25 protein-coding genes and 1 tRNA gene are annotated in these 22,536 nt (G+C 51.7%); 11 read left to right on the top strand and 15 right to left on the bottom strand.

Annotated features, from left to right (window positions below; translation table 11 throughout):
• Positions 1–139 precede the first annotated feature (139 nt).
• The 4 genes from murC (at position 140) to trxB (ending at position 3,745) form a co-directional block, all read left to right on the top strand.
• Positions 140–1,510, top strand: a complete 1,371-nt coding sequence (murC, locus tag ABGT74_RS06835) for a UDP-N-acetylmuramate--L-alanine ligase (protein ID WP_297283104.1) — start codon at positions 140–142, stop codon at positions 1,508–1,510.
• Between the two features lie 171 nt (positions 1,511–1,681).
• Positions 1,682–2,293 carry a cytidylate kinase-like family protein gene (locus ABGT74_RS06840; RefSeq protein WP_297283105.1) on the top strand — a complete coding sequence of 204 codons (612 nt, stop codon included), beginning with the start codon at positions 1,682–1,684 and terminating at the stop codon, positions 2,291–2,293.
• Between the two features lie 50 nt (positions 2,294–2,343).
• Positions 2,344–2,802: a thioredoxin gene (gene trxA, locus ABGT74_RS06845; RefSeq protein ID WP_346704975.1), complete on the top strand. Its 459-nt coding sequence runs from the start codon at positions 2,344–2,346 to the stop codon at positions 2,800–2,802.
• Between the two features lie 13 nt (positions 2,803–2,815).
• Complete coding sequence (trxB, locus tag ABGT74_RS06850; RefSeq protein ID WP_346704976.1) at positions 2,816–3,745, top strand: thioredoxin-disulfide reductase; 930 nt, start codon at positions 2,816–2,818, stop codon at positions 3,743–3,745.
• 72 nt (positions 3,746–3,817) lie between these two features.
• On the opposite strand, the gene ABGT74_RS06855 is transcribed toward trxB, so the two are convergent.
• The 9 genes from ABGT74_RS06855 to ABGT74_RS06895 form a co-directional block, all read right to left on the bottom strand.
• Positions 3,818–4,324 carry a hypothetical protein gene (locus tag ABGT74_RS06855; protein ID WP_346704977.1) on the bottom strand — a complete coding sequence of 169 codons (507 nt, stop codon included), beginning with the start codon at positions 4,322–4,324 and terminating at the stop codon, positions 3,818–3,820.
• 79 nt (positions 4,325–4,403) lie between these two features.
• Entirely contained in the window at positions 4,404–5,117 is a 714-nt protein-coding gene (locus ABGT74_RS06860; RefSeq protein WP_346704978.1) for an SDR family oxidoreductase, read from the bottom strand.
• Between the two features lie 92 nt (positions 5,118–5,209).
• Positions 5,210–5,620, bottom strand: a complete 411-nt coding sequence (locus ABGT74_RS06865; RefSeq protein ID WP_346704979.1) for a peptide deformylase — start codon at positions 5,618–5,620, stop codon at positions 5,210–5,212.
• Positions 5,621–5,801: 181 nt separating this feature from the next.
• Positions 5,802–6,839, bottom strand: a complete 1,038-nt coding sequence (locus ABGT74_RS06870; protein WP_346704980.1) for an aldo/keto reductase — start codon at positions 6,837–6,839, stop codon at positions 5,802–5,804.
• On the bottom strand, positions 6,839–7,315 hold the full coding sequence (locus tag ABGT74_RS06875; protein ID WP_346704981.1) for a flavodoxin: 477 nt from the start codon (positions 7,313–7,315) through the stop codon (positions 6,839–6,841). Before ABGT74_RS06875 ends, ABGT74_RS06870 begins: the two co-directional genes overlap by 1 nt.
• Before the next feature lie 196 nt (positions 7,316–7,511).
• Positions 7,512–8,453 carry a hypothetical protein gene (locus tag ABGT74_RS06880; protein WP_346704982.1) on the bottom strand — a complete coding sequence of 314 codons (942 nt, stop codon included), beginning with the start codon at positions 8,451–8,453 and terminating at the stop codon, positions 7,512–7,514.
• A gap of 283 nt (positions 8,454–8,736) precedes the next feature.
• Complete coding sequence (locus tag ABGT74_RS06885) at positions 8,737–9,465, bottom strand: ABC transporter permease (RefSeq protein WP_346704983.1); 729 nt, start codon at positions 9,463–9,465, stop codon at positions 8,737–8,739.
• Positions 9,466–9,468: 3 nt separating this feature from the next.
• Positions 9,469–10,218, bottom strand: a complete 750-nt coding sequence (locus ABGT74_RS06890; RefSeq protein ID WP_346704984.1) for an ABC transporter permease — start codon at positions 10,216–10,218, stop codon at positions 9,469–9,471.
• The gene (locus tag ABGT74_RS06895) at positions 10,215–11,126 is read right to left on the bottom strand and encodes an ATP-binding cassette domain-containing protein (RefSeq protein ID WP_346704985.1); all 912 of its coding nucleotides are present in this window, start codon (positions 11,124–11,126) and stop codon (positions 10,215–10,217) included. The genes ABGT74_RS06890 and ABGT74_RS06895 overlap by 4 nt, the downstream gene beginning before the upstream one ends.
• 153 nt (positions 11,127–11,279) lie before the next feature.
• On the opposite strand from ABGT74_RS06895, the gene ABGT74_RS06900 reads away from it, so the two are divergent.
• Together ABGT74_RS06900 and ABGT74_RS06905 are read left to right on the top strand one after the other, a co-directional pair.
• Positions 11,280–11,966, top strand: coding sequence for a response regulator transcription factor (locus tag ABGT74_RS06900; protein WP_346704986.1), 687 nt, complete (start codon positions 11,280–11,282; stop codon positions 11,964–11,966).
• Positions 11,963–13,168 carry a HAMP domain-containing sensor histidine kinase gene (locus tag ABGT74_RS06905; RefSeq protein WP_346704987.1) on the top strand — a complete coding sequence of 402 codons (1,206 nt, stop codon included), beginning with the start codon at positions 11,963–11,965 and terminating at the stop codon, positions 13,166–13,168. The genes ABGT74_RS06900 and ABGT74_RS06905 overlap by 4 nt, the downstream gene beginning before the upstream one ends.
• Before the next feature lie 77 nt (positions 13,169–13,245).
• Here ABGT74_RS06905 and ABGT74_RS06910 read toward each other — a convergent pair whose 3' ends face one another.
• The 6 genes from ABGT74_RS06910 to ABGT74_RS06935 all read right to left on the bottom strand — a co-directional run bounded on the left by ABGT74_RS06910 (position 13,246) and on the right by ABGT74_RS06935 (position 16,748).
• Entirely contained in the window at positions 13,246–13,845 is a 600-nt protein-coding gene (locus ABGT74_RS06910; RefSeq protein WP_346704988.1) for a TetR/AcrR family transcriptional regulator, read from the bottom strand.
• 19 nt (positions 13,846–13,864) lie between these two features.
• Positions 13,865–14,224: a dihydropteridine reductase gene (locus tag ABGT74_RS06915; RefSeq protein ID WP_297283120.1), complete on the bottom strand. Its 360-nt coding sequence runs from the start codon at positions 14,222–14,224 to the stop codon at positions 13,865–13,867.
• Between the two features lie 309 nt (positions 14,225–14,533).
• Positions 14,534–15,043, bottom strand: a complete 510-nt coding sequence (locus ABGT74_RS06920; protein ID WP_297283121.1) for a helix-turn-helix transcriptional regulator — start codon at positions 15,041–15,043, stop codon at positions 14,534–14,536.
• Between the two features lie 262 nt (positions 15,044–15,305).
• Positions 15,306–15,635 carry a hypothetical protein gene (locus ABGT74_RS06925; protein ID WP_346704989.1) on the bottom strand — a complete coding sequence of 110 codons (330 nt, stop codon included), beginning with the start codon at positions 15,633–15,635 and terminating at the stop codon, positions 15,306–15,308.
• 274 nt (positions 15,636–15,909) lie between these two features.
• Positions 15,910–15,985, bottom strand: a tRNA-Pro gene (locus ABGT74_RS06930).
• A gap of 202 nt (positions 15,986–16,187) precedes the next feature.
• Complete coding sequence (locus ABGT74_RS06935; protein ID WP_346704990.1) at positions 16,188–16,748, bottom strand: cysteine hydrolase family protein; 561 nt, start codon at positions 16,746–16,748, stop codon at positions 16,188–16,190.
• A gap of 136 nt (positions 16,749–16,884) precedes the next feature.
• Between ABGT74_RS06935 and ABGT74_RS06940 the strand changes: the two genes are divergently transcribed.
• The 5 genes from ABGT74_RS06940 to pyrB all read left to right on the top strand — a co-directional run bounded on the left by ABGT74_RS06940 (position 16,885) and on the right by pyrB (position 22,297).
• Positions 16,885–17,589 (top strand): N-acetylmuramoyl-L-alanine amidase, encoded by a 705-nt coding sequence (locus tag ABGT74_RS06940; protein WP_346704991.1) that lies wholly within the window; start codon positions 16,885–16,887, stop codon positions 17,587–17,589.
• A 10-nt stretch (positions 17,590–17,599) separates the two neighbouring features.
• On the top strand, positions 17,600–18,955 hold the full coding sequence (radA, locus tag ABGT74_RS06945) for a DNA repair protein RadA (RefSeq protein WP_346704992.1): 1,356 nt from the start codon (positions 17,600–17,602) through the stop codon (positions 18,953–18,955).
• An 81-nt stretch (positions 18,956–19,036) separates the two neighbouring features.
• Positions 19,037–19,996 carry an efflux RND transporter periplasmic adaptor subunit gene (locus ABGT74_RS06950; RefSeq protein WP_346704993.1) on the top strand — a complete coding sequence of 320 codons (960 nt, stop codon included), beginning with the start codon at positions 19,037–19,039 and terminating at the stop codon, positions 19,994–19,996.
• Positions 19,997–20,007: 11 nt separating this feature from the next.
• Positions 20,008–21,165, top strand: a complete 1,158-nt coding sequence (locus ABGT74_RS06955; protein WP_346704994.1) for an ABC transporter permease — start codon at positions 20,008–20,010, stop codon at positions 21,163–21,165.
• 70 nt (positions 21,166–21,235) lie between these two features.
• Positions 21,236–22,297 carry an aspartate carbamoyltransferase gene (pyrB, locus tag ABGT74_RS06960; RefSeq protein ID WP_346704995.1) on the top strand — a complete coding sequence of 354 codons (1,062 nt, stop codon included), beginning with the start codon at positions 21,236–21,238 and terminating at the stop codon, positions 22,295–22,297.
• The last annotated feature ends 239 nt before the right edge of the window (positions 22,298–22,536 follow it).

Consider the following 22,536-nt stretch of genomic DNA (forward strand, 5'->3'; position numbering starts at 1 on the left):
ATTTTGGTTTGTTTTACTCTTTTCATTTTAACAAAACTATACTATAATATACCTTGACTGGTAAGAATAAATACAAAGCTGTGAAATGTGAAATATCCATGCTCGCAGCAAAAAGTACAAAATGGGAGGCTTTGGGGAAATGGCCCTGTCTATCAAGCCCTATATTGAGAATAAGGAAAGAATACACCTGATTGGCATCGGCGGTGTGTCGATGAGCTCACTGGCAGAGCTGTTGCTCAGCTGGGGGGTGCCGGTGAGCGGTTCGGATCGGCTGAAAACCGATGTGACGGCTCGCTTGGAGGCGCTGGGCGCGAAAATCGTGTATGAGCACAAGGCGGAGAACGTGGAAGGCGTGTCGCTGATTGTGCGTACTGCCGCTGTGCATGATGATAACCCTGAAGTGGCGCGCGCGCATGCGCTGGGTATCCCGGTGATGGAACGCGCGGAAGCGTGGGGACACCTGATGCGTGACTATGAGAACGTGGTCTGCTTGGCTGGTACACATGGCAAAACCACGTCTACTTCCATGATGGCGCTGATTACGATGGAAGCCCAGATGGACCCGACCGTTATGGTCGGCAGCAACCTGCCTGCAATCGGCGGTACGCTGCGTATCGGTAATAAGGGCTGTTTTGTGGCGGAAAGCTGCGAATACTGCAATTCCTTCCTATCCTTTGCGCCGACGGTTGCCGTGGTGCTTAATGTGGAGGAGGACCATCTGGACTTTTTCAAGGATATCAACGATATCATTCATTCCTTCCGTTCCTTTGTGGAGCTGACGCCGATGAACGGTTTGGTGGTGGTCAACGGTGATGACCCCAATGCCATGCGCTGCGTGGATGGTCTGGATCGCCATATTCGCACATTTGGCCTGAATGAGGGTGCGGATGTGCGTGCCACGGATATCCGCGATGAGAACGGTTATTATCGATTCACTGTTCTGGTTGACGGCGCGCCCTATGCGAAGGTGGAGCTTTCTGTGCCCGGTCGGCACAATATGCTCAATGCGCTGGCCTGCTGTGCGGCGGCAGAGTTCCTTGGTGTGCCGGGGGATGCAGCGGAGCGTGGCTTAAATCGGTTTACCGGTTCCTCGCGTCGATTCCAGTTGGTCGGCAAAATGCCGAACGGTGCAACTGTCGTGGACGATTATGCGCATCATCCGAGCGAGATGAAGGCGACGCTGTCGACGGCTCGGGAAATGCATTTTGACCGAATCTTGTGTGCGTTTCAGTCGCATACCTATACGCGCACCAAAGCGCTGTTTTCCGAATTTGTTGAAGCGCTGCGCATGTGCGATCAGGCGGTGCTGGCGCCGATCTATGCAGCGCGCGAGCAGAATACGATCGGCATTTATGCTTCCGATCTGGCGAAGGAAGTGCCGGGGGCAATCGCGCTGGACAGCTTTGAAGAGATCGCAGAGTATCTGCGGCGGGAAGCGGGACCGAATGATCTTGTGCTGACCATGGGCGCGGGTAATATCAATGCAGTTGGGCCAATGCTCATCAAATAAAATGCAAAAATCGCGGTGAAGGGATTTCACCGCGATTTTTACATGCGTAAAAGAATTGCCGCCTGCAAAAAAACTCTCAAATCACCTTGACAAAAATCATAAAATGGTGCATACTGATAACACAAAGTATTATGCAATTTGTATAATAAGAGTCAGTAAGGAGGGTGCGTTATGAATAACAATTTGATTATCACGATTGGCCGTGAATATGGTACCGGAGGCAGGGAGATCGGCCAGAAACTCGCGCTCCGCCTTGGTATTCCTTTTTATGACCGGGAGTTGATTACCCGTGCGGCGAAAAAGACCGGTTTTGATGAAAAACTGTTTGAGCAGCTCGATAAGCGTGCAACCAACAGCTTCCTGTATTCCTTGACGATGTTCGGTTCGGTTGGTCTGAATGGCATGAGCCTGACTGACCAGCTCTATCTGGCACAGTCCAACATCATTCGTGAAATGGCCGAGGATTCGTCCTGCGTTGTGGTTGGTCGTTGTGCGGATCATGTGCTGCGCGATTTCCCCAATAAATTTGATTTCTTCATCCATGGTTCGATTGAGGATCGTGTGAAACGGATTCAAACCTGCGGCGACTATGAGATTGAGGGCAAGACGCCGGAGGCTGCGCTTGAAAAGATGGATAAACAGCGCTCTACATATTACAACTATTACACCGGCAAGGTGTGGGGCAAGTGCGATCATTACGATCTGTGTGTCAATGCGGGCCGTTTGGGCGTAGAGTATTCGACGGATATTATTCTGGAGTATGTCAACCGTCTGAAGAAATAGCATTTTTGCTTGGGAGAGAAAAGAGAGAGAAAAAGGAAAGGCCGTGTCCGATGGACACGGCCTTTCGCGCATTTCTTGTTCGCAAGCAGTCACCAGAAAGGAAAGTCATTTGCGTGACCTTATCACAGAAAAAAGCCGCAATTTGGGATATACTAAGACCAAACAAAGGAAAGGAGCTGACCGGCATGGCGGCTATCAATATGAATAAGAAACAATTTCAGCAGATGATAAATGGGGACAAGCCTGTCTTGGTGGACTTCTGGGCACCTTGGTGCGGTTATTGCCGCCGGATTGGCCCTGCCTATGAAAAGATTGCGGAAGAGTATGGCGAGCAGCTTGTAGCAGCAAAGATCAACATTGATGAGGAGGCTCAACTCGCACAGGAAGCACAGGTGGAAGTGATTCCAACCCTGATTCTGTACAAGAACGGAAAAGCTGTTGATTCTGTGGTCAATCCCGGGTCCAAGGCAGCCATTGACCAGTTCATTCAGGAGGCACTGAAGAAATAAGGAGGCAATGTCCATGCGTGAGATTCATGTTTATGATATGATCGTGGTGGGAGGCGGCCCAGGCGGCTACACAGCAGCACTTTACGCTGCCCGAGCCAGCTTAGACACACTAGTGCTGGAGAAGCTTTCAGCCGGTGGTCAGATGGCTCTGACCGAGGAAATCGACAATTATCCCGGATTCGAAGATGGCATTGACGGTTTTACTCTGGCGGAGAAGATGCAGCAGCAGGCAGAGCGATTTGGTGCGAAGAGCGAATATGCACAGGTGGAGCGTATGAATCTCACCACCGTGCCCAAAGTGCTCGAGACCAGCGAGGGCACATTTTATGGCAGAACCGTAGTGCTGGCTACGGGTGCCAATCCCAGAGAATTGGGGCTTGATAACGAAACTGCGCTTACCGGACGGGGCGTGGCTTACTGCGCCGCCTGCGACGGGATGCGCTACAAGGGTAAAACGGTGGTGGTCGTAGGGGGCGGCAATTCTGCCGCCGCGGATGCTATGCTGCTCAGCCGTATTGCCCAAAAAGTCATTCTGGTTCATCGTCGGGATACCTTGCGGGCCACCAAGGTTTACCATGAGCCGCTGATACAGGCAGAGAATATCGAATTTCGCTGGAACAGCGTTGTCACAGAGCTGCTCCATGAGGACAAGCTGACCGGCGTAAAGCTGAAGGATGTGCATACTGGTGAAGAAACACTGCTTCCTTGTGACGGCGTGTTCATCAGCGTAGGCAGAAAACCTGCTACCGAGTTGGTGCAAGGACAGCTGAATCTCGACCACAGCGGTTATATTATTGCAGATGAGACGACCAAGACTAATCTGCCCGGTGTTTATGCCGTAGGGGATGTACGGACGAAACCCTTGCGTCAAGTAGTGACGGCAGTCGCGGATGGAGCCACTGCGGTACACATGGCAGAGGAATTCCTAGCAGGAGGGAAATGACTGGAAAGGGGGCACGAAAAAATGGCTGCGACCGGCCCTGTTCACTCTGGGCGGCGCGGTCGGGTGAACCCATCATTCTTCGTCCAAGAAAATGTTTATCCGTTCCAGTCCTGTCCCAAGACCTTCAAAACCGACGCATCGGCTAGGACGGGTATTGACGGCATGCTCCAGAAGGGGCTGTTCCTGACGATCGGGATTCAGACACAGATCGAGCGTCAGTACATCTTCCCACGCCCTGTTGAGGAATGCCACTTCACGGCGACCATGGGTACGGGTGATTTCCATATCGCCTGCCTGCCGAAGATACGCTTCGATATGATTGACGGCAAATCCGGCGGCAGTGAGGCTTTCGGTCAGTCCTTCTCGGAATAGTTCCGGGATATCTCTCCACTGAAGGGGCGTTACATCGTAGCGGACGAAAGCGTACCGGCTGTGACAGTGGACGGCCAGCAGGCACTTGCTTCCCCGCAAGTCGATGACATGTAAATCCCAGCAGAAACGCCGGTCCGGCTCTGTGCCGTAGACCGGCGTTTTTACTTTTAGAAACCGCTGAAGCGGAAAGGTCAGTCCCAGTTCCATCAATTCACCTCATAGAGAAATCGCATTGGCAGCTTTTGAGTGCCTTACCGCTTCCGGTCGCAACAGATGGCGGTTTTCATCAATGAGTTCCTCTTTGCAGCATCCAGCCGAAATCATTGTGGTAGATCATCTGGCGTGTCATACCGCCGTCGATGCAGATGTTTTCTCCGGTGATGAAGCCCGCTTTGTCCGAGCAGAGATAGAGCACCATATTGGCGATATCCATCGGGTTGCCAACCCGACCGGCAGGATGCTGAGCGGCATCCGATCCCTCATAGTCAGTGTAGTCGGTGTCGATCCAGCCGGGCGAGATGGAATTTACCCGTACCTTGCCGCTGAGGCTTACCGCCAGAGCGTGTGTCAAGGCGGAAATGCCGCCTTTGGCTGCCGTGTAGCTTTCGGTCTGAGGTTGGCTCATCCGATCCCGGGAGGAGGAAATGTTCACAATGGCCGCACTGGGGGCGAAGTAGGGCGCAAACAGCTTGGTCAGATAAAAAGGCGCGGTGACACCTACCCGAAGGGCGTAATTGAATTCCTCATAGCTGCATTCGCCGATGCCCTTCATCAGCGGGAGGGCGTTGTTAATCAGATAATCCACATGACCGTGGTCGGTGATGACCTTGCGAGCGAAATCTTCCAGAACGGTCTGGTCAGCCAAATCTCCCGTGAAGTAATCGTTGGGCAGCAGGTCGATGACGCACACCTTGGCACCTTCCTGTCGGAATGCCTCTGCAATGGCTTTGCCGATGCCTTTGGCGCCGCCGGTGACCACGGCAACTTTATTTTCAAACATGGTTTTCCTCCTTGGTTTAAGCTTTCGCCAGAAAATCCGTTGGCCTAAAGCTATTGCTACAAGATATTGGTTGATATGCAAGTGCGGTGAGATTATATAATAATGCCTTCGCAATGATCGATTTCATGCTGGATGATCTGAGCTGTCCAGCCGGTGAAGGTTTTTACGCGCTCCTGAAATTTCTCGTTTTGCCAGCGCACTTTGATGGATCTCCACCGCTTGGCTGGGCGCGTGCCAGCGAGGGAAAGACAGCCCTCCTCTGCGTCATATGGTTCGGCTTTTTTGATAATCTCTGGATTGAACATGACCATGTAAGTACCATCGTTGTCAAAAGCGATGATGCGTTTGTTTACGCCGATCATGTTGGCTGCCATACCCACGCAGCCGTCCTTATGGTGCTGCAATGTTTCCAGCAGGTCGTTAGCGACCGGAATATCGTCTGGTGTGGCCGGTTCCGCTTTCTGTGCCAGAAACGTCTCGTCCTTGCAGATATCTCGCATCATTGTTGTTGCTCCTCTTGTTTTATTATTGGTATCATTATAGCACAGCGGTGACGGAAGTACCATGCAAGTCCGAAGGAGTTTTGCGGAGATAGCTGACTTTCGCGCCGAGTGCAAGTGCAGTAAAAACAGGCATCCATCACCGCTTTTTAGCAGATAATGAATGCCTGATGGGGTTATGTTATCAAATAATCTGATTTCCGGTAGACCAGACATGGTCGTCTTTGGCTGCCGCAGCTGTATTTTGAGCCATAACGCCTACCAGAGGATGTGGTGTATAGAATTCTTCCAGATAGGTACACTCCTCGGCTGTCAGAGTGAGATCCACCGCCTTGGCCGCCCCCTCGATGTGGTGGAGCTTCGTGGCACCCACTATTGGTGCAGTGACACGGGTCAGCAGCCACGCCAGAGAGATTTCGGTCATAGATACGCCCCTGCGGTCAGCAAGCTCTGCTACCCGGGCGAGAATGAGGGCATCCTGCTCCTGAGCAGCGTCGTATTTTAGGTGTGCGTAGCTGTCTTCCTGAAGCCGTTTAGATGTCTCGCCGGGACGCTTGGCCAGCCGCCCACCCGCCAAGGCGCTGTATGGCGTCATAGCGATGTTTTCCGCCTGACAGTACGGAGCCATCTCTCGTTCCTCTTCCCGGAAGATCAGGTTGTAATGGCTCTGCACAGAGACAAATTTGGCAAAGCCTTCTCGTTCTGCCAAGGCATTTGCTTTGGCGAGCTGCCAGGCAAAGCAGTTGGAAATGCCGATGTACCGGGCTTTACCCGCTTTGACCGCGTTGTTCAGCCCTTCCATAATGTCATAAAGCGGTGTCTGGTGATCCCACATGTGATAGATATAGAGATCTACATAGTCCATCCCCAGATTTTGAAGGCTCTTGTCCAGCATTCGACGGATGTGCTCCTGACCGCCGATTCCGGCTTCGATTTCTTCATTGGTGCGGGGTAGGAACTTGGTGGCTACTACTACCTCATCCCGCTTGGCAAAGTCCCGGAGAGCACGACCTACATACTGCTCGCTGGTGCCGCTTTGGTAGGCAATAGCAGTATCAAAGAAATTGACGCCGAGTTCCAGCCCGCGGCGGATGATTTCGCGGGAGTGAGCTTCGTCAATGGTCCAAGAATGCTGGCCGTTTTTGGCATCACCAAATCCCATACATCCCATACAGATGCGGGAGACAGTAAGATCAGAAGCGCCTAGCTTGGTATACTGCATCACAGCTTCAGTCCTTTCACCCAAGACTTCAGATCTGATTCGTTTAAACGGCCGTTGAGCAGACGTCCATCTATGATTTTGGCGCCGGGGGCGCTGCCTTGCAAGCTGGCTGCCGATTTGCCAAGACCGCTGCCGCCAGAGGTAGCGAAGAGGATGATGGTTTTGCCTGTAAAGTCATAGGCTTCGAGAAATGTGTTAAGGATAGTGGGAGCAACATACCACCAGACAGGGAAGCCCAAAAAAATCACATCGTGGCCGGTTACCGGAGCGTCGGTATCAGCAAGGGCAGGGCGAGAGTGTGGATCTTTCATCTCTACGCTGCTGCGGGAGCTCTTGTCCATCCAGTTCAGATCCGCGCTGGAGTAGGGGACAGCGGGCTTGATTTCATAGAGATCCGCTCCCGTAGCGCTTGCCAGCGCTTTTGCCGCCTTTGCGGTAGTCCCGGTAGCGGAAAAATAAGCAACCAATGCGTTCATCAAAATAACCTCCTTTGTTCTCATTGTAAGACTGCTTTCTAGAAATGTAAAATACTCATTTTCTATTTACAGATATACGTTATAGGCATTTATATTTTGCAAGATGAGTTTAGACATGATAAGGAATAGGTCGGTCTAAAAGAGGAGACGGAGGTTTTCGCAGATGTTTCGTTTTCTAAGCTGTCAGCAAGACGGTTCATATCGGTACGCTGTCGACCAAATGTTCAATCTGATGTTGGATATCCGCTTTTTCTGTGGTGACATGATCCATCAAGGTTTGTAAGTAGCTTAGTACGCTATGAATTTTGCTTTTGGTATCCTGTACTTGATCCTGAGACTGATGGATTCGATCCAACACGGCCCAGTCAGCAAAGATGCCGTCAAAGAAATAATCGGCAACCCGGAGAAAACCCTCAATACTGACCTGAAAATCGGCATCGATGGTCACATCCGCGAGTTCTGTTTTGAAGCGGCGTAGTTGTGATTGTAGAGATTCTACAGAAGATTGGGCATCATCCAAATGACTGTGCTTCGCCAGATCGGCGAACAAGCCGCCGCCTGCTAAATCCCATATGCCCCAGTTTTCTGCACTGTTCAGGTTATCGGCAATTTGTTCTGCGGTCGCCAGCGCATCCTGACCAGCAGCGACAGCCTCTTTCAGTTCGCGCTCCTGACTTTTCAGATAGGAAACGCGCTCTTCCAGATTTAGTATTTTTTCTGCCGTGTCACCGCCAGCAGCTTTTACTGCTTGTGTTTTCTCCAGCTTCACCGCAGCATAGCGGCTTTCACAGTCATGGAGCGAGTGCAGTTCCGCTTCACATCTGCGTAGATCCTCTTCGATTCCTGCCAGTTCTCTGGCAACAGCGTCATATTTCACCCGAGCCGCATAAGCTCCCTGCTTCTCCTGCGTCAACTTTTCGTCCATTTTTCCAATCACATTGTAGAAAAAGGCAGAAAGGCTTCGTCCCTCCAGACGATCTACATCCGCTTGTTCTTCCCGAAAAACCTGCTCCAGCTCCTTGGCCCGGGCCGTATAAGTGTCGCGTTGAGTACGCAGTTCCGCTATGGCAGCTTCCAGCTTCTTTTTTCTGGCACATTGGGCCTGTAGTTGACTAAGCTGTTCGTCATAATGGCTCATACTTTTTACCCCTTTCCAAATCTGTATAGAACTCATTCGTTAAACCTTCAAACCGGCACAAGGGACTTCACAACTCTATGAACCCCTTGATTCTGCTTATAGGAATATTTTAACACTATGCAGAAGGCAGCGCCATGATAGATTTGCAAATGAAATCCACAGATTTGTTTGGCAGATGCCATTAGAGCGAACAATCTGCACTAGAATTGACGAACAAAATGGAGAGCGACATGAGAGAATAAGAAATAGAACAGGCCCCCGGCGAAAAAACGGGGGCCTGCCTTTACTCTGCCGAGATATTCCGCCTTCGGAGATATCGCAGAGAGAAAAGCGCAAATGCTAGGGTATAGACCGATGCAGAGAGAATAAAAGGCGAAAGGTTCAGCTCCATCAGTGGATTGTTGGCCCGCATCCCTAGGCACAGCAGGGAGTATGGGAAGGCATATCCCAATCCTTGTGCGGTGAACATCAGGCCCAGAATACCGCCCACCAGACCAAAAGCCACTGGTGGGGCAAAGGCCCGGAATACCAGACTGAAAAAGAGCTGTACCGCGCAGACCGAGATGCCGCCCAACGCTCCGCAGAGCAGCCACTCCGGCAGTTCCAGCGGCACCGGATCGGAGATGCCTGCGATCTTCCCACTGAGGAGGAACAAAACGCCGATGCACACCTGCGCCAACAGAGAAACAGCGCTAGCTAGAATCAGCTTGGCCCCGTACAGATCACGTACCGGCACTGGCGCGGTCAGGAAGCTGTTCCAATTGTGGTCGGTGTGCTCCAACCGCCATTGCCAGGCGCAGAACACGCCCAGCAGCGCGGGCAGAAAGAACATGGAGGAGAACAGGGTGTGCTGACTCCACAGGCTGTACCAGCCATTGTCCAGCGCCTCTAGGTTGCCCAGATAATTCCCTGTACCCAAAATGGCCGGGAAAATGGGTAGCACCAGAAAAGCCAGCCACACCGGAGATCTGCGACACTTTTGAATTTCTGCTTTCAGACAACGCAGCAGCATGTCTCATACCTCCTTTCGCACGAACAGAGTTCGGCCTACGATGAGGAATACCGCCGCCCAGATCAGCAGCAAGACAAGGTCCAGAGGTTGGGGCCACCGCCAATAGAACCGTGTCACCCTGGTAGCTGCGTTCCAGTCCATACCCACCAGAGACAGAAGTCCGTAGTATCCCCATGGTACACACCGGATCAAAGCTGGTGGAAACAGCATGGAGAGGATGCCCAGAAAGCTGCCCGAAATGCCGCATATCAAAGCAGCAGCCTGATTGGCAAAGCGCAGGGATAGTCCCTGTTGAAGGGCGTAGACCATCATGGACACCGCCCATGAGATTAGGGTGAATAGTCCAAACCGTCCCCAAGGAATAGGTCCCTGAAACCCCTGCGCAATCCATACACCCAGAAACAGCCCCGAGCGAAGAACCAGCAGAACAACCAGTACCAGAGCACCCCAGCCCAGTTTGGCGGTATAGAGGCTGCTTGGAGAAACCATGGTCTCCAACAGCTTCCAAGTGCTGCCCTTATGCTCCAGTTCGCAGCTGCGGCTGGTCAGAGTGGCCACGCTGAGGGGCAGGACGATGGCGTCTACCGTGGACAGATTGTAGAGCAAGAGCATCCAGCCCCATTGCAAATCCTCGGCATCTTGCCGGGTGAAGAAAACGCCCATCCAGATAAGCTCTATTGCCAGTACGGCAGCGCACACCAGAACAATTTTCCGACGGCGGCATTTGTAAAATTCCAGCTTCAGCAGCTTCACAGGCTCACCGCCTTTCCGGTCAATTCCAGGAAGATGTCCTCCAGACTCTTCTGTCGCTCTTCTAGTCGTACCACGCCTAAATGATTCTCCGTCAGAAAGCGGGTGATCTGGGCGGCAATCTCGTCAGAGAGAATGGGGAGGAGCAGATAGTTATCCTCTTCCTGACAGGGTATCGACTGTTCGGCAAGCAGACTGCGGGCGACCGCATTATTGGTGGTTCGCAGGGCCAAATGATGTTGACTGCGGCTATGTAAAGCCTCCAAGGTGTCCTGAAATACCAGTTCACCCTCCCGGATGATGGCGACATGGTCGGCCATTTGGTCGATCTCGCTCAAAAGGTGGCTGGACACCACTACCGTCATGCCGAACCGTTCAGGCAGGGCGCAAATCAGCTCTCGCATTTCCTGAATGCCCGCCGGGTCCAGACCGTTGGTAGGCTCGTCCAGAATGAGCAGCTTAGGGTATCCCAGCAACGCTGCCGCCAGCCCTAACCGCTGCTTCATTCCTAAGGAATACTGGGCTACTTTCTTTCCGCGCTGACCGTCCAGTCGGACGATTTGCAGCACTTCCTGAATGTTTTTCTCCGGTATGTTTCGAAGCGTTTGGACAATGCGCAGGTTTTCTTCACCGGTGAGGTGACCGTAGTAGCTGGGGCTTTCAATCAGGCTTCCAACCTGACGCAGTACTGACAGACGGTTTTTCTGGTCCATGTTCTTTCCCAACACCCGGATGTCGCCTGCTGTGGGGCGCACCAAACCTAAAATCATTTTCAATGTGGTGGATTTTCCGGCTCCGTTGGGGCCGAGGAAGCCGTAAATGCTGCCTTCGGGTACATTCAGGTCTAAATGTGCTACCCGCAGGGCATTCCCGTATTGTTTGCATAGATCGCATGTTTCGATGATGTTCATAACAAGACCTCCTTGTGCTATCTATCCTAGCTGTTCTGCCTTACGCGCTCATGAAGCCTACCTTACGATTACCTGAAATCAGGGCAGGCGGCTGGACTGGTCGAAACTGTTTCTTTATAATAGAGATAGCTGAGAACAAAGGAGGCCGGCTGCATGACCTATCGTATTTTGATTGTCGATGATGAGCTCACCCTTCAGAACATGGTGCAGGAAATTCTAAGGCAGGCAGGCTATGAGACGGAGGTGGCCCTGTCCTGTGCCCAAGCCCTCGAACGGTTTCGTGCTGCAGTTCCGGACGCGGTGCTGCTGGATGTGATGCTCCCAGACGGTGACGGTTTTGCTCTCTTGGGAAAAATCCGTCAGGTGCGGGATGTTCCGGTTTTGTTTCTCTCCGCTCGGGATGAAGATGAGGCACGACTTCGGGGATTGGGGCTTGGAGCGGATGACTATATTACTAAGCCCTTTTTGCCGCAGGAGTTATTGCTCCGTCTGCGAGCGGTGCTGCGCCGGGTTTATCGAGAAGAAAGACATGCGGTGCGGCTGGGAGAGGTTGAGATTGACTGGGGCAAGGGAACGGTACGACGGGGCAGGGAAGAGATTGCCCTCACTGCCAAGGAGTTCGCTTTGCTCCGCAAACTATGGGAGGAGCGCGGAAATATCGTCACCATTGATGCGCTGTGTGCTGCTTTATGGGACGGGCCTCTGGTGGGCTATGAAAACACCCTTATGGTTCACATCCGACGCCTGCGGGAAAAGGTGGAAACTGATCCATCTCACCCGAAATTTTTATTAACAGTGCGGGGACTGGGGTACCGGCTCCGGCGGGAGGGGACGACATGAAGCTGCGCAGTTTATTAAAAGGAGCCATGCTGGTGGCAGTCTCGGCGCTTCTCATCGTTGCCGTGACGCTATTGGGGCTGGTTGCCTTTATTTACTACAACTCAAACGGCGGCCGAGATTGGAATATACCCATGGAAAAACTCTCCAGCACCTTGCTCTGGGATGGAACGGCCTATTCTTTTACAGGAGATGAGCTGCTGGAAAAGGATCAATGGGCCATTTTGCTGGATCAGGAGGGACAGGTGGTGTGGTCCCTGCGCAAGCCAGACGATGTGCCGGAGCGGTATACTGTCTCGGAAGTTGCTTCTTTTACCCGGTGGTATCTGAGCGATTACCCGGTTCAGTGTCGGGTGCGGGAAGATGGTGTGTTGGTCGTGGGTTCGCCCAAAGGAAGCGTGTGGAAGCACGATATCGCTATGGATACGCAAGCTCTGCTGCAAACACCCATCTGGTTTCTAGGCTTTTTTCTGCTAGCGCTCGGCAGTGTGCTGGGGCTTGCTTGGGTGGTGCTACGCCGCTGGTTTCGGCAGGAACAGCAAGTGCGGGATGCAGCTCGATCGGATTGGATCAACGGGGTTTCTCACGATATACGTACCCCTCTTTCGGTGGTCATGGGTTATGCAGCCCAATTGGAAGAAGCGCCGGACTTGGCGCAGGAACACAAGAGGCAGGCCTCCGCCATTCGTGCCCAGAGCCAGATGATCCGGGATTTGGTGAACGACTTGAATCTGACAATGCGCTTGGACTGTGAGATGCAGGCACTGCGGAAAGAACCTCTCCAGCCCGCGGCCTTTTTGCGGCAAACAGCAGCGGATTTCCTTAATGGCGGCATGGGTTCTGGCTTTGACTTTGAGATCGATCTTCCGGACACACCTCTGCCTGAGATTAAAGCTGATCCATTTCTATTGCGACGGGCGGTGAACAATCTGCTCATTAACTGTGTGCGGCACAACACACCGGACTGTTCCATTTGTCTAGGGGGCAGGGAAGAGGGAAAAGAGCTCATCCTATGGGTAGAGGGTGGAACCATGGCGGGAACAGTACAGATGGACTCCTCCCAGCCGTCTGAGCCTGACGGTGGGGCAGCTCACGGCACAGGGCTTCGGCTGGTGGCTCAAATCGCTGCTGCCCACGGCGGCAAAGCGGAGTTTCACAACGGCACGCCCTATCGGTGTGAGCTACGGTTGCCGGTAAAAGAATAAAACCAAAGTTGCGGAATACGAAAAAGCACATCGGCAGAATGGCAGAACGCCATCTGATGGATGTGCTTTTCTTTTTTTTATTTCTCAGGGCTGCTGTCCTTGTACCGCACGCAGGATTCGATGATGTCGGCAATCATCTCCACCTCATCCGCGCAGTCCTGCCGTAGCCACTCTTTGACAATGGCGATGATACCCTCCACATAGTAGGCAATGTAATAGGGGCGGTGAGCGGCTGGGATATCAAACCGCTCCAGTATGGGGCCAAGGATATGCTGCTTTAACTCTCCATATCGTGCATGGGTCTGCATACTGCTTGGATTTCGGAATGCCGCCCGGTAGACCTTTTTGTTGTCACGGATGAAGCAAAGATAGGGGAGAAGATATTCCTGGGTGACCAACACCAGATCTTCCCGCTTTCGGCTGCCCACATTCCCCAGAATTTCATCTTCCTCTTGGGGGAAATAGGAAAGGAATCTCTGGTTGATCATCTCCAAGGTCTCACTTACCAGATCCGCAATTGTCTCATAGTGCAGGTAGAAGGTGGAACGGTTCACTCCAGCTTGATGACAGATCTCCTTCACCGTGATATATTCCAAATCCTTTTTCTCCAGCAGTGCGATGAGCGCTTCGTCCATTCGCAGGGCGGTATTGAAGTATTTGCTTTCGGATTTGTTCATCTGCCGCCCTTCTCTCTGCTTATTCTGCCGATTCACTGATTTCCCGGGCCAGCTGCATGATCTCAAAAGCATGCTTTTCCTTTCCGGATCGCAGGAGCTTTTTGTAGATGGGGTAGTTCAGGCCAACCCCGACGATGCCCAGAATGCCCAGAAGAATCCCGGCGCTCGTCATCAGGATGCCGCCCCCTCCGATCACCTGCATGGAAAGACACATCCCCAGACCGAGGAACAGCGTCATTAGAACGCCAAAGCTATACGCAAAGATATTGGCTGGCCCCTTGGCTTTTCGGTCCAGCTTTTTCAGGGCGACGACCTTGGAGGTATCTTTGGGAGCGTACTCATTGGCGATGGCTTCTGCAAAAATTTTATCTGTGTTCATGGCAATAGCTCCTTTTATGATCGGTTCTTTGATTCTCTGCAGCTGCTGATATGATCATAGAGGAGGAAAGGTCAAAAGAGAACAACACGGTTTGCGCTTCGTGCTGATTTCAAACAATTTGTCTTTTCGGAACCAACCGCACCTGACTTTTTTTGCAGTGCAGTAGGGGTGAGTCCATGAAACCGGGCAATACCCTTCTAAAATCAGCATACCGAAAATCAGCGGCGCCTATCTGATTTTCCGTGTTCAGGTTTGTTCGGTGATGCTTATATAGCACAGTCATTGTAATTGCTTTTTTTGGAAAACACTTTATGCTTTTTTTCGCGTCATAAAAATGCCGACAAGAGCCGCAATCAGGATAATAGGCGCTAACCTGACGAACAACCACTCAAATGCGTGAAAAATCACTCCCGCAACGGCAAGTTCTGGGTCACCATAATCCCAACCCAAATAAGGACTATTAACTACGATTAAGAACGCAGAAACGGCTGCTATGATCACACATGCTAAGATGAACAGCCAATGCAGGATTTTTCTTCTTAGTGTCTTTCGCTGTGCTAGCTGTAGATTGATGATCTCCAATTTTTCAGAGATCGCTTTTATGGCATCAGCTTCCTCCTCCACAACAGTCTCTCCAAGTAAAGTGCTCACGGGTGTCTCAAGCGCTTCCGATAGGGAGATCAACAGATCGGAATCCGGGACGGACAAGCCTTGCTCCCATTTAGAAATCGTTTGCCGCACCACATTCAGCTTCACAGCAAGTTCTTGCTGGGAGAGCCCCTTTGATTTTCTGATTGCCTTTATGTTTTCGCTTAACATGATGGATCACTCCTATTCACTCAGGTGTTACCGCAATTGTAAGGGATATGGCCCGTTGCTGCAAGCAACATATACTAACATTGCTTATTTCAGCAATTCCTTTCACAGATCATCCAGATACCGATCCTGCAGGTGATACCCAGCCTGTCGGATCTGCTCTAGCAAAGGCAGATGGTGATCTGCTGGTATGAACTGTTGGAGTCGTTTCCGCCGCATCCGGTGAGCAGCAGTACAAAAACCCAAAGTGTGGGTACGATTTATTTTATTTGAGTACCTCCAAAAGTTTTGCTGCAAAGGTTCTGTGTCCCTGCGCCGTGAAATGCACTCCGTCATAGGCAAGGGGAATATCCCAGTCCCCGACGTCGGCAAAGCGGATACCAAGTCGTTGGGCAGGGGCATCACAGTACTCAGCAAAGGTGCGGGAATCATCCATGAGCTGCTGGCTGGATACCCATTCGCCCAGCGCCATGGGCGGAGGCGCGATCAGTAGAATTTGATCGGGCTTCAGCGATAGGCCGGAGAGAAAGCCCTCCAATTTGCCGGCAGCATCTTCCGGGCTGCAGCCTTGGAGTAGAGCATTGGTGCCCAACATGAGAATGAGTAGGCCAGTGTTTTTTTGGGGGGAAAAACGGGTGTCAGTCTGGGTTCTGCCCCATATTACAGACCTCCCGGCCGGTTTCGGCGGTCAGAATATCTACTCACCGACTGTCTGCGTCATAACGATCGCCTAACAAAGAGTGAGGATCGTATCCGTAGGTGTTAGAATCACCAAAGCAGATAACTTTCATTTCACTATCCCTCCAGTAGCCTGATTTAAGTGCTAAATGTAGAAAAACCGCCTGAATAGGCGGTTTTTCTAAGAAAGGTGGTCCGAGTGACAGGATTCGAACCTGCGGCATCCTGCTCCCAAAGCAGGCGCGCTACCAACTGCGCTACACCCGGTTATAGATTTATAGCGAAAGCATTTTGATTAATCGTGATATCTTAATAACTATACCAAACAATGTGCAATAATGTCAATATAAAATATGCAAAATATTAGACTTGCGCAAAATATTATACTTGTGTCACAAAATGAGATATACGAAAAATTTGTCATAGATGTTATGCATATTCTCAGTATTGTGACACATAGCCACAAAAATTATCGGTTGATGACATTCATTTGAAGTCCCTGCATGACATCCAATGCTTTATTGTGAAGCACAGGATCAAAACTGCGGCACAATGCAGCGTCGACCGTAATTTGTGCCTCCGGCCACTGAGCCTGCAAAAGAATAGCGTTGGAGATTACGCACATGTTAGTTACGACGCCCACTACCAATATTTCGCGAAGGTTGGGTAATTCCTGTCCCAAAGCGCAAAGGTCAGTAGGGGACATACCGAAGGTGTTTTTGCAAACGGTGTGGATCTGATGATTGGCACAGGTTTCACAGCAGATTTCCTGCGTCTTGCCATATAGCCGCCAGCCGGTTTCCTTTGGATTACAGTGCGGAATAGGCAAAGCACGACCTTCCCGTGTTTCCAAATAATATTCGTCATGCGTATCATAAGTGAACAATACATGATCTCCTTGGGCAAGGTAGGTCTGCACCAAATGCGCAATACCGTTATCAATGGCTGCTGCGCCCTCAAACCCTAAAGAACCGGTGACAAAATCATTTTGATAATCGATGACTGCCAGCAGTTTTGAAACCTGATGCATTTTTCATTCCTCCAATTTGATGCTACTATCATATCATAATTTTGTGGAAGCAACAACGAATTTATTGCATGATGTGGTTTTGTCAATTATAATGGACAAAGAATACGCATACCTTTTCATGACGGAGGTGTGCGCAGTGAGACAACGATGGAAAAAATACATACTGGGCTGCGTGTTGCTGGTGATAGCTGTTCTTTTGGCATGGACGACAGGGGAACAAGTGGTTCAGGCTATTGCGCAAAACCATTCGGCGCGCACGTTGGTGATTGACGCCGGGCACGGCGGATTTGACGGCGGCGCGATTGGTTCCAACGGAACGACGGAGCAGGACATCAATTTAAGTATTTCCAAGCGTGTGCAGCTGCTGGCATCGTTCTTTGGTGTCCAAACCGTGATGACGCGAGAAGATACAAATGCGCTGGACTATGATCCGTCTCGTCCTGTGCGGGAGAACAAAATCTCCGACATAAAGGCACGCGAACAGATTGTTGCACAAACATCCAATCCGGTTTTTCTCAGCATCCATTTGAATAAGTTCAGCGATGCGCAGTACCACGGCGCGCAGGTTTTTTATTCGACCAATCACGCAGGCGGCTGTGCGTTGGCGGAGCTTTTACAGGATGCGTTGATTACCGGCTGCGACCCGGATAATACAAGGCAAGCCAAACCGGCAGACCAGAGCATCTATTTGATGAAAGTGTTGGATTGTCCGGCGGTGATCGTGGAATGTGGATTCTTATCCAATCCCGCAGAAGAGGAACTGCTTGGCAATTCGGAATATCATAAAAAGCTGGCCGCCAGTATCGTGACTGGATATCTTCGGTACGAAAGCGGCGTTTAACGGAGGAAGTATGAAACAGAAAACCGTATATCTTTGCAGTGATTGCGGCTATGAAAGTCCCAAATGGTTTGGCAAATGTCCTTCCTGTGGGGCATGGAACACCATGAGCGAATTTAAGGTCAAGCCGGAGTCGGCTGCACGCGGCACGGATACATTTCAGCGCGGAGCATCGCGTCCCACGCTGCTCAAGGATATTGACAGCGGCGACGAAAGCCGGTTTCACTCCGGTATCGGAGAACTAGATCGGGTACTGGGCGGCGGTGCTGTACACGGCTCCTTTGTATTGGTGGGCGGCGAGCCGGGGATCGGAAAATCCACGCTTTTGCTGCAAATGTGTCAGGAAATGTGCAAATCTGCGCGCGTCTTGTATGTGTCCGGAGAAGAATCGCTTCGGCAGATCAAGCTGCGTGCCGCACGGCTGCATATCTCCTCTCCTGATCTGTATATCCTTTCGGAAACCGATATGGAGCAGATCATTGCGGAAACCGAGCAAATGGCACCTGATATTCTGATTGTGGATTCCATTCAAACGGTGTATAAACGGGATTTGACGGCGGCGCCGGGAGGCACGACGCAAATCAAAGAATGCGCCATGAGCCTGATGCAGTATGCCAAAAACAAGAATGTGACTATTTTTATCGTGGGTCATGTCAACAAGGAAGGTACTCTTGCGGGCCCAAAGATTTTGGAGCACATGGTGGACTGCGTGCTCTATTTTGAAGGGGAGACAACAGGGCCGTTCCGTTGCCTGCGCGCCGCGAAAAACCGCTATGGTTCTACAAACGAAATCGGCGTGTTTGAAATGAGCGATCACGGCCTGCTGGAGGTGCAGAATCCTTCCGCTGCCATGTTGGCCGGACACCCGCAGGGCGCATCCGGCAACTGCATTGCCTGCGTGATGGAGGGCAGCCGCCCGCTTCTGGCGGAAGTGCAGGCGCTGGCAGCGAAAACGCAATTTGGTGTGCCGCGGCGCACGGCGGCGGGTGTGGACTATAACCGCATGGTGCTGCTGTTGGCGATTCTCGAAAAGCGATGCGGGTTGTTTCTTTCATCCTCAGATGTGTATGTCAATGTGGTAGGCGGCATGCGGCTGGACGAACCGGCGGTAGACCTGCCGATGGTCTTGTCGATTGCATCCAGCTTTCGGGATAAGCCGCTGCCGGAAGGCGTGATGAGCTTTGGCGAAATCGGTTTGACTGGAGAATTGCGCGCGGTCTCCAATGCCGCGCAGCGCATCAACGAAGCGTATCGGTTGGGCTTCCACACTTGCGTTATGCCGATGCAGGAAATTGATGAGGAACTGACGAAAAAAATGAATATTGTGCGTGCAAAGACAGTCGCAGACGCAATTCGTGCGGTGCTGTGAGCAAAACCAGTTTTTGCATGTGTAAAACCGGCCGCTTCGCCGCAGACTAACGACAGTCTTGCGGCGGGAGGTCGGTTTTTTGTGGAAAAAAAGGCGCGGATGGTGTTGGGCGCAACGGCAATCATATTGTGCATATTGACCTTCTGGTCATGGCAGAAGCGTACACCTGCACCAACCGCCGTGCGGACAGCGGTAGCTACGGTGCAGGACATTTACAACAGCATTACCGTTTCGGGAAAGATCGAGGCGGCTGACAGCACGGTTGTGGCACCGTCGGCCGATGCGGTGGTGACAACTGCTTATGCATCGGTTGGAGAAACGGTGGAGGAAGGAGATATCCTCTGTGTGATGCAGCCAGCCAGTCAGGCAAATCTGCAGTTGCAGGATAGAATACAGGCAGCGTGGAGTGCCGTTGTAAGCGGTGAAGCACAATCTGTGCAGGCAAAGGAGGATCTGGTGCTGCGCGCGCCGGTTTCCGGAACGGTTTTAGAGATACCGGAGACAGGGGAGAGTGTGTTTGCTAATGTACCCTGCATCCGTATTTCCGATCTGGATTGCTTACAGGTACGCGCACAGTCCCCGGAAATCTATGCGGGAGATCTGAAAGAAGGCCAACGGGCAAATGTGACGGTTTCCGCTTTGGAGGATACGGTGTTTGGCGCAGAGGTGAAAAGTCTGTCGCCGGTGGCAGCACGTGCAATCAGTCTGACGGGAGAAAGCAGCGAAGCAACGGTGGAGGCACTTTTGGACTTGACGGGGAATGAGGATGGACTGCGACCGGGATATTCGGCCACCGTAAAAATTTTTACAGATTATCATCCAGATGCGATTGCTGTGCCGATGGAAGCAATTTGTCAGCGGGGGGAACAGGAATATGTGTTCTGTGTGGAGAATGGCAGAGCAGTGCAGCGGGCAGTAAAGACCGGATATATGCTCGCATCCATGACGGAAATATGTGAAGGCGTGGAAGCGAATGCACAGGTGATTTTATCGCCGCCAGATTCGCTGTCAGACGGTGACTTGGTCGAGGTGACAGCATGAGGGGCGCGGATTTGCTGCGACTGGCTGTCGGCAATCTGCGTGAAAACCCGCTGCGCACCATTTTGTGTGCACTGTCCGTCGCAGTTGGAACCGGTGCGCTGCTGCTGATTGCAGCAATCGGAATGTTGGGACAGGAAAAGGTGAGCGAGGGGCTGAAAACGCTTGGCGTCAGCGGACTTACCGTATATCTGGAGGATCACGGAGCGGGCAATCCGCTCTCTGCCGAGTTGGCAGACCGCATGGAACAGGCAGTAGCAGAGATTGACAGCGTGATGCCGATCAAGGCGAAGTCAGGCACCGTCCGAGCAGGGCACACTAGCGAGGATGTACTCTTTTTGGGCGCAGATGAACGGCTGGGGGAAGTGATGCAGCTCGAATTGTTGGCAGGCTCTCTGCTCAGTGCACAGCAGGCGGAGTATGCCAAGCCGGTTGCGGTTGTTGGGGACGAATTGGCACAGGCGTTGTATGGGCGGGACAACATCGTCGGCCGCACAATTCGGGTGCGACTCGATGGACAGGATCAGTATTTCACCGTGTGCGGGGTCGTCAAAGCGCAGACAAGCGCGTTTGGGTCGCTTGCTTCGTCGTTTGCACCGCATTTGGTCTATATTCCGTATTCTTGTCTGGCAACAGCACAGGACAACGCAGATCAGGTTTTCGTGCAATGTGCGGCAGAAGCGGATTTGTCTGCTGTCAGCGATCAGATAGCACGATATCTCAACGGATATGGTCAAGTAGATGGTACGGTTCGGGTACAGAATATGTCCGGCATGGTGGATACAGTGAATCGCTTGGCAAATCTGGGCGTAGTGCTATTTGCAGCGGTCGGCGCAATTACACTTTGCGTTGCGCTGATTGGTGTGCTGTGCAGTATGCTGGCAGCGGCATACGAAAAAACAGGAGAAATTGGTATACTGCTCGCGCTCGGCGCGCAGACGCAGGATATTCGTCGGGTATTTTTGCTGCAATCTGCGCTGCTGTGTCTATGGGGCGGCTTGTGTGGTATGGGTATCGTGCTGGCTATACTATACGGAACAATTTCTCTTTTACCGGATTGGCGCATGATAATAGGTCTGTTTGTTTTATGCCTGTCTTGTGGTATCATTGCAGGACTGCTGCCGGCTGTGCGTGCGGCGCGGCTGGACCCGATTGAAGCGATGCGGAAATAACCCTTTTCTTTCTTTTTGCTGTGTGGTATGATAATCAAAGAAAAGAAAGAAAAGGGGATGGATCATCCAAATGCGCCATATCATTGATTTGTGCGATCTGACGGAGAAAGAATTTTCCGACTTATATAAGCTGACCACAAACATCATTGACCGCCCCGAGGGATATACAGATGCTTGTCGCGGTAAGGTGTTGGGCAGCCTGTTTTATGAACCCTCTACCCGAACCAATCTGTCGTTTTCTACTGCGATGATGCGTCTGGGCGGCAGCGTGGTCGGCTTTTCCGATCCGGGTTCCTCGTCAACAACAAAAGGCGAGACCCTGAAGGATACGATCAATATGGTCTCCAGCTATGCGGATATGATCGTCATGCGCAATCCGCGTGAGGGTGCGGCAAAAGCAGCGTCCATGTATTCTTCTGTGCCGGTTATCAACGCAGGTGACGGTGGCCATTTGCACCCGACACAGACACTAACGGATATGGTGACCATTCTGCGCATGCGCGGCGCGGCGGATGATATGAAGATCGGCTTGTGCGGCGATTTGAAATACGGCCGCACGGTACATTCCTTGCTGCACTTCCTCGAGCGATATCACAATGTGCAGATTTATCTGATTGCGCCGGACGTGCTGGGTCTGCCGGATTATATGATCCAGTTCCTCAAAGAGCATGATATGCCGTTTTGCGAAGTCAAGAGCATTGATGAGGCGCTGCCGGAGCTGGATGTGCTGTATATGACGCGCATTCAGCGGGAACGGTTTGTGACTGCGGAGGAATATCAAAACCTCGAGGGGAATTATCAGCTCACGGCAGAAAAACTCAAGCGTGCGAAAAAAGATATGCTGATCCTGCATCCGCTGCCGCGTGTGGATGAAATTGCGCAGGATGTGGACGATGACCCGCGTGCCGTTTACTTCCGTCAGGCGCGCTTCGGTATGTTTGGACGTATGGCGCTGCTGCTTACGCTTTCCAAGCTGCCGTTTATCCGCGCGGGACATCAGGATATCGGGGCGCATGGCGTTAAGTGCTCGAATCATAAATGCATTACCAAGACAGAATCTTATCTGCCGTTGGAAGGGAAAGTAGGCGAGCGTTGCCCGTATTGTGACGCATCGCTGGAAATGCTCCTTTAATTGAATAACTCAACACACCGTTTGTTGTGTCGCTTGGTAAACGTGGCAAATTATATGAATGCGAAAGTCCGGTTCAGAATAAAACTGAACCGGGCTTTTCTTGTGCGTGATAGGCATTACGCAAATCTTTAATTATTCTCATATTTCACAAAAGGGGGACATATTGTTAGATAGGAGCGCAGTGAAAAGGAGGAGACAGTACGAATGGAACTAAATCAAACAAGCATCCATTACTATGA

Source organism: uncultured Agathobaculum sp., assembly GCF_963927765.1.
Classification (GTDB): Bacteria; Bacillota; Clostridia; order Oscillospirales; family Butyricicoccaceae; genus Agathobaculum.

Bases quoted from the DNA above. Each gene is read 5' to 3' on its own strand.
- ABGT74_RS06840 (WP_297283105.1), top strand. From the start codon at position 1,682: ATGAATAACAATTTGATTATCACGATTGGCCGTGAATATGGTACCGGA.
- murC (WP_297283104.1), top strand. From the start codon at position 140: ATGGCCCTGTCTATCAAGCCCTATATTGAGAATAAGGAAAGAATACAC.
- trxB (WP_346704976.1), top strand. From the start codon at position 2,816: ATGCGTGAGATTCATGTTTATGATATGATCGTGGTGGGAGGCGGCCCA.
- trxA (WP_346704975.1), top strand. From the start codon at position 2,344: ATGGACACGGCCTTTCGCGCATTTCTTGTTCGCAAGCAGTCACCAGAA.
- ABGT74_RS06895 (WP_346704985.1), bottom strand. From the start codon at position 11,126: ATGAACATCATCGAAACATGCGATCTATGCAAACAATACGGGAATGCC.
- ABGT74_RS06870 (WP_346704980.1), bottom strand. From the start codon at position 6,839: ATGCAGTATACCAAGCTAGGCGCTTCTGATCTTACTGTCTCCCGCATC.
- ABGT74_RS06880 (WP_346704982.1), bottom strand. From the start codon at position 8,453: ATGAGCCATTATGACGAACAGCTTAGTCAACTACAGGCCCAATGTGCC.
- ABGT74_RS06855 (WP_346704977.1), bottom strand. From the start codon at position 4,324: ATGGAACTGGGACTGACCTTTCCGCTTCAGCGGTTTCTAAAAGTAAAA.
- ABGT74_RS06875 (WP_346704981.1), bottom strand. From the start codon at position 7,315: ATGAACGCATTGGTTGCTTATTTTTCCGCTACCGGGACTACCGCAAAG.
- ABGT74_RS06865 (WP_346704979.1), bottom strand. From the start codon at position 5,620: ATGATGCGAGATATCTGCAAGGACGAGACGTTTCTGGCACAGAAAGCG.
- ABGT74_RS06925 (WP_346704989.1), bottom strand. From the start codon at position 15,635: ATGTTGGGCACCAATGCTCTACTCCAAGGCTGCAGCCCGGAAGATGCT.
- ABGT74_RS06885 (WP_346704983.1), bottom strand. From the start codon at position 9,465: ATGCTGCTGCGTTGTCTGAAAGCAGAAATTCAAAAGTGTCGCAGATCT.
- ABGT74_RS06860 (WP_346704978.1), bottom strand. From the start codon at position 5,117: ATGTTTGAAAATAAAGTTGCCGTGGTCACCGGCGGCGCCAAAGGCATC.
- ABGT74_RS06935 (WP_346704990.1), bottom strand. From the start codon at position 16,748: ATGCATCAGGTTTCAAAACTGCTGGCAGTCATCGATTATCAAAATGAT.
- ABGT74_RS06905 (WP_346704987.1), top strand. From the start codon at position 11,963: ATGAAGCTGCGCAGTTTATTAAAAGGAGCCATGCTGGTGGCAGTCTCG.
- pyrB (WP_346704995.1), top strand. From the start codon at position 21,236: ATGCGCCATATCATTGATTTGTGCGATCTGACGGAGAAAGAATTTTCC.
- ABGT74_RS06900 (WP_346704986.1), top strand. From the start codon at position 11,280: ATGACCTATCGTATTTTGATTGTCGATGATGAGCTCACCCTTCAGAAC.
- ABGT74_RS06920 (WP_297283121.1), bottom strand. From the start codon at position 15,043: ATGTTAAGCGAAAACATAAAGGCAATCAGAAAATCAAAGGGGCTCTCC.
- radA (WP_346704992.1), top strand. From the start codon at position 17,600: ATGAAACAGAAAACCGTATATCTTTGCAGTGATTGCGGCTATGAAAGT.
- ABGT74_RS06915 (WP_297283120.1), bottom strand. From the start codon at position 14,224: ATGAACACAGATAAAATTTTTGCAGAAGCCATCGCCAATGAGTACGCT.
- ABGT74_RS06910 (WP_346704988.1), bottom strand. From the start codon at position 13,845: ATGAACAAATCCGAAAGCAAATACTTCAATACCGCCCTGCGAATGGAC.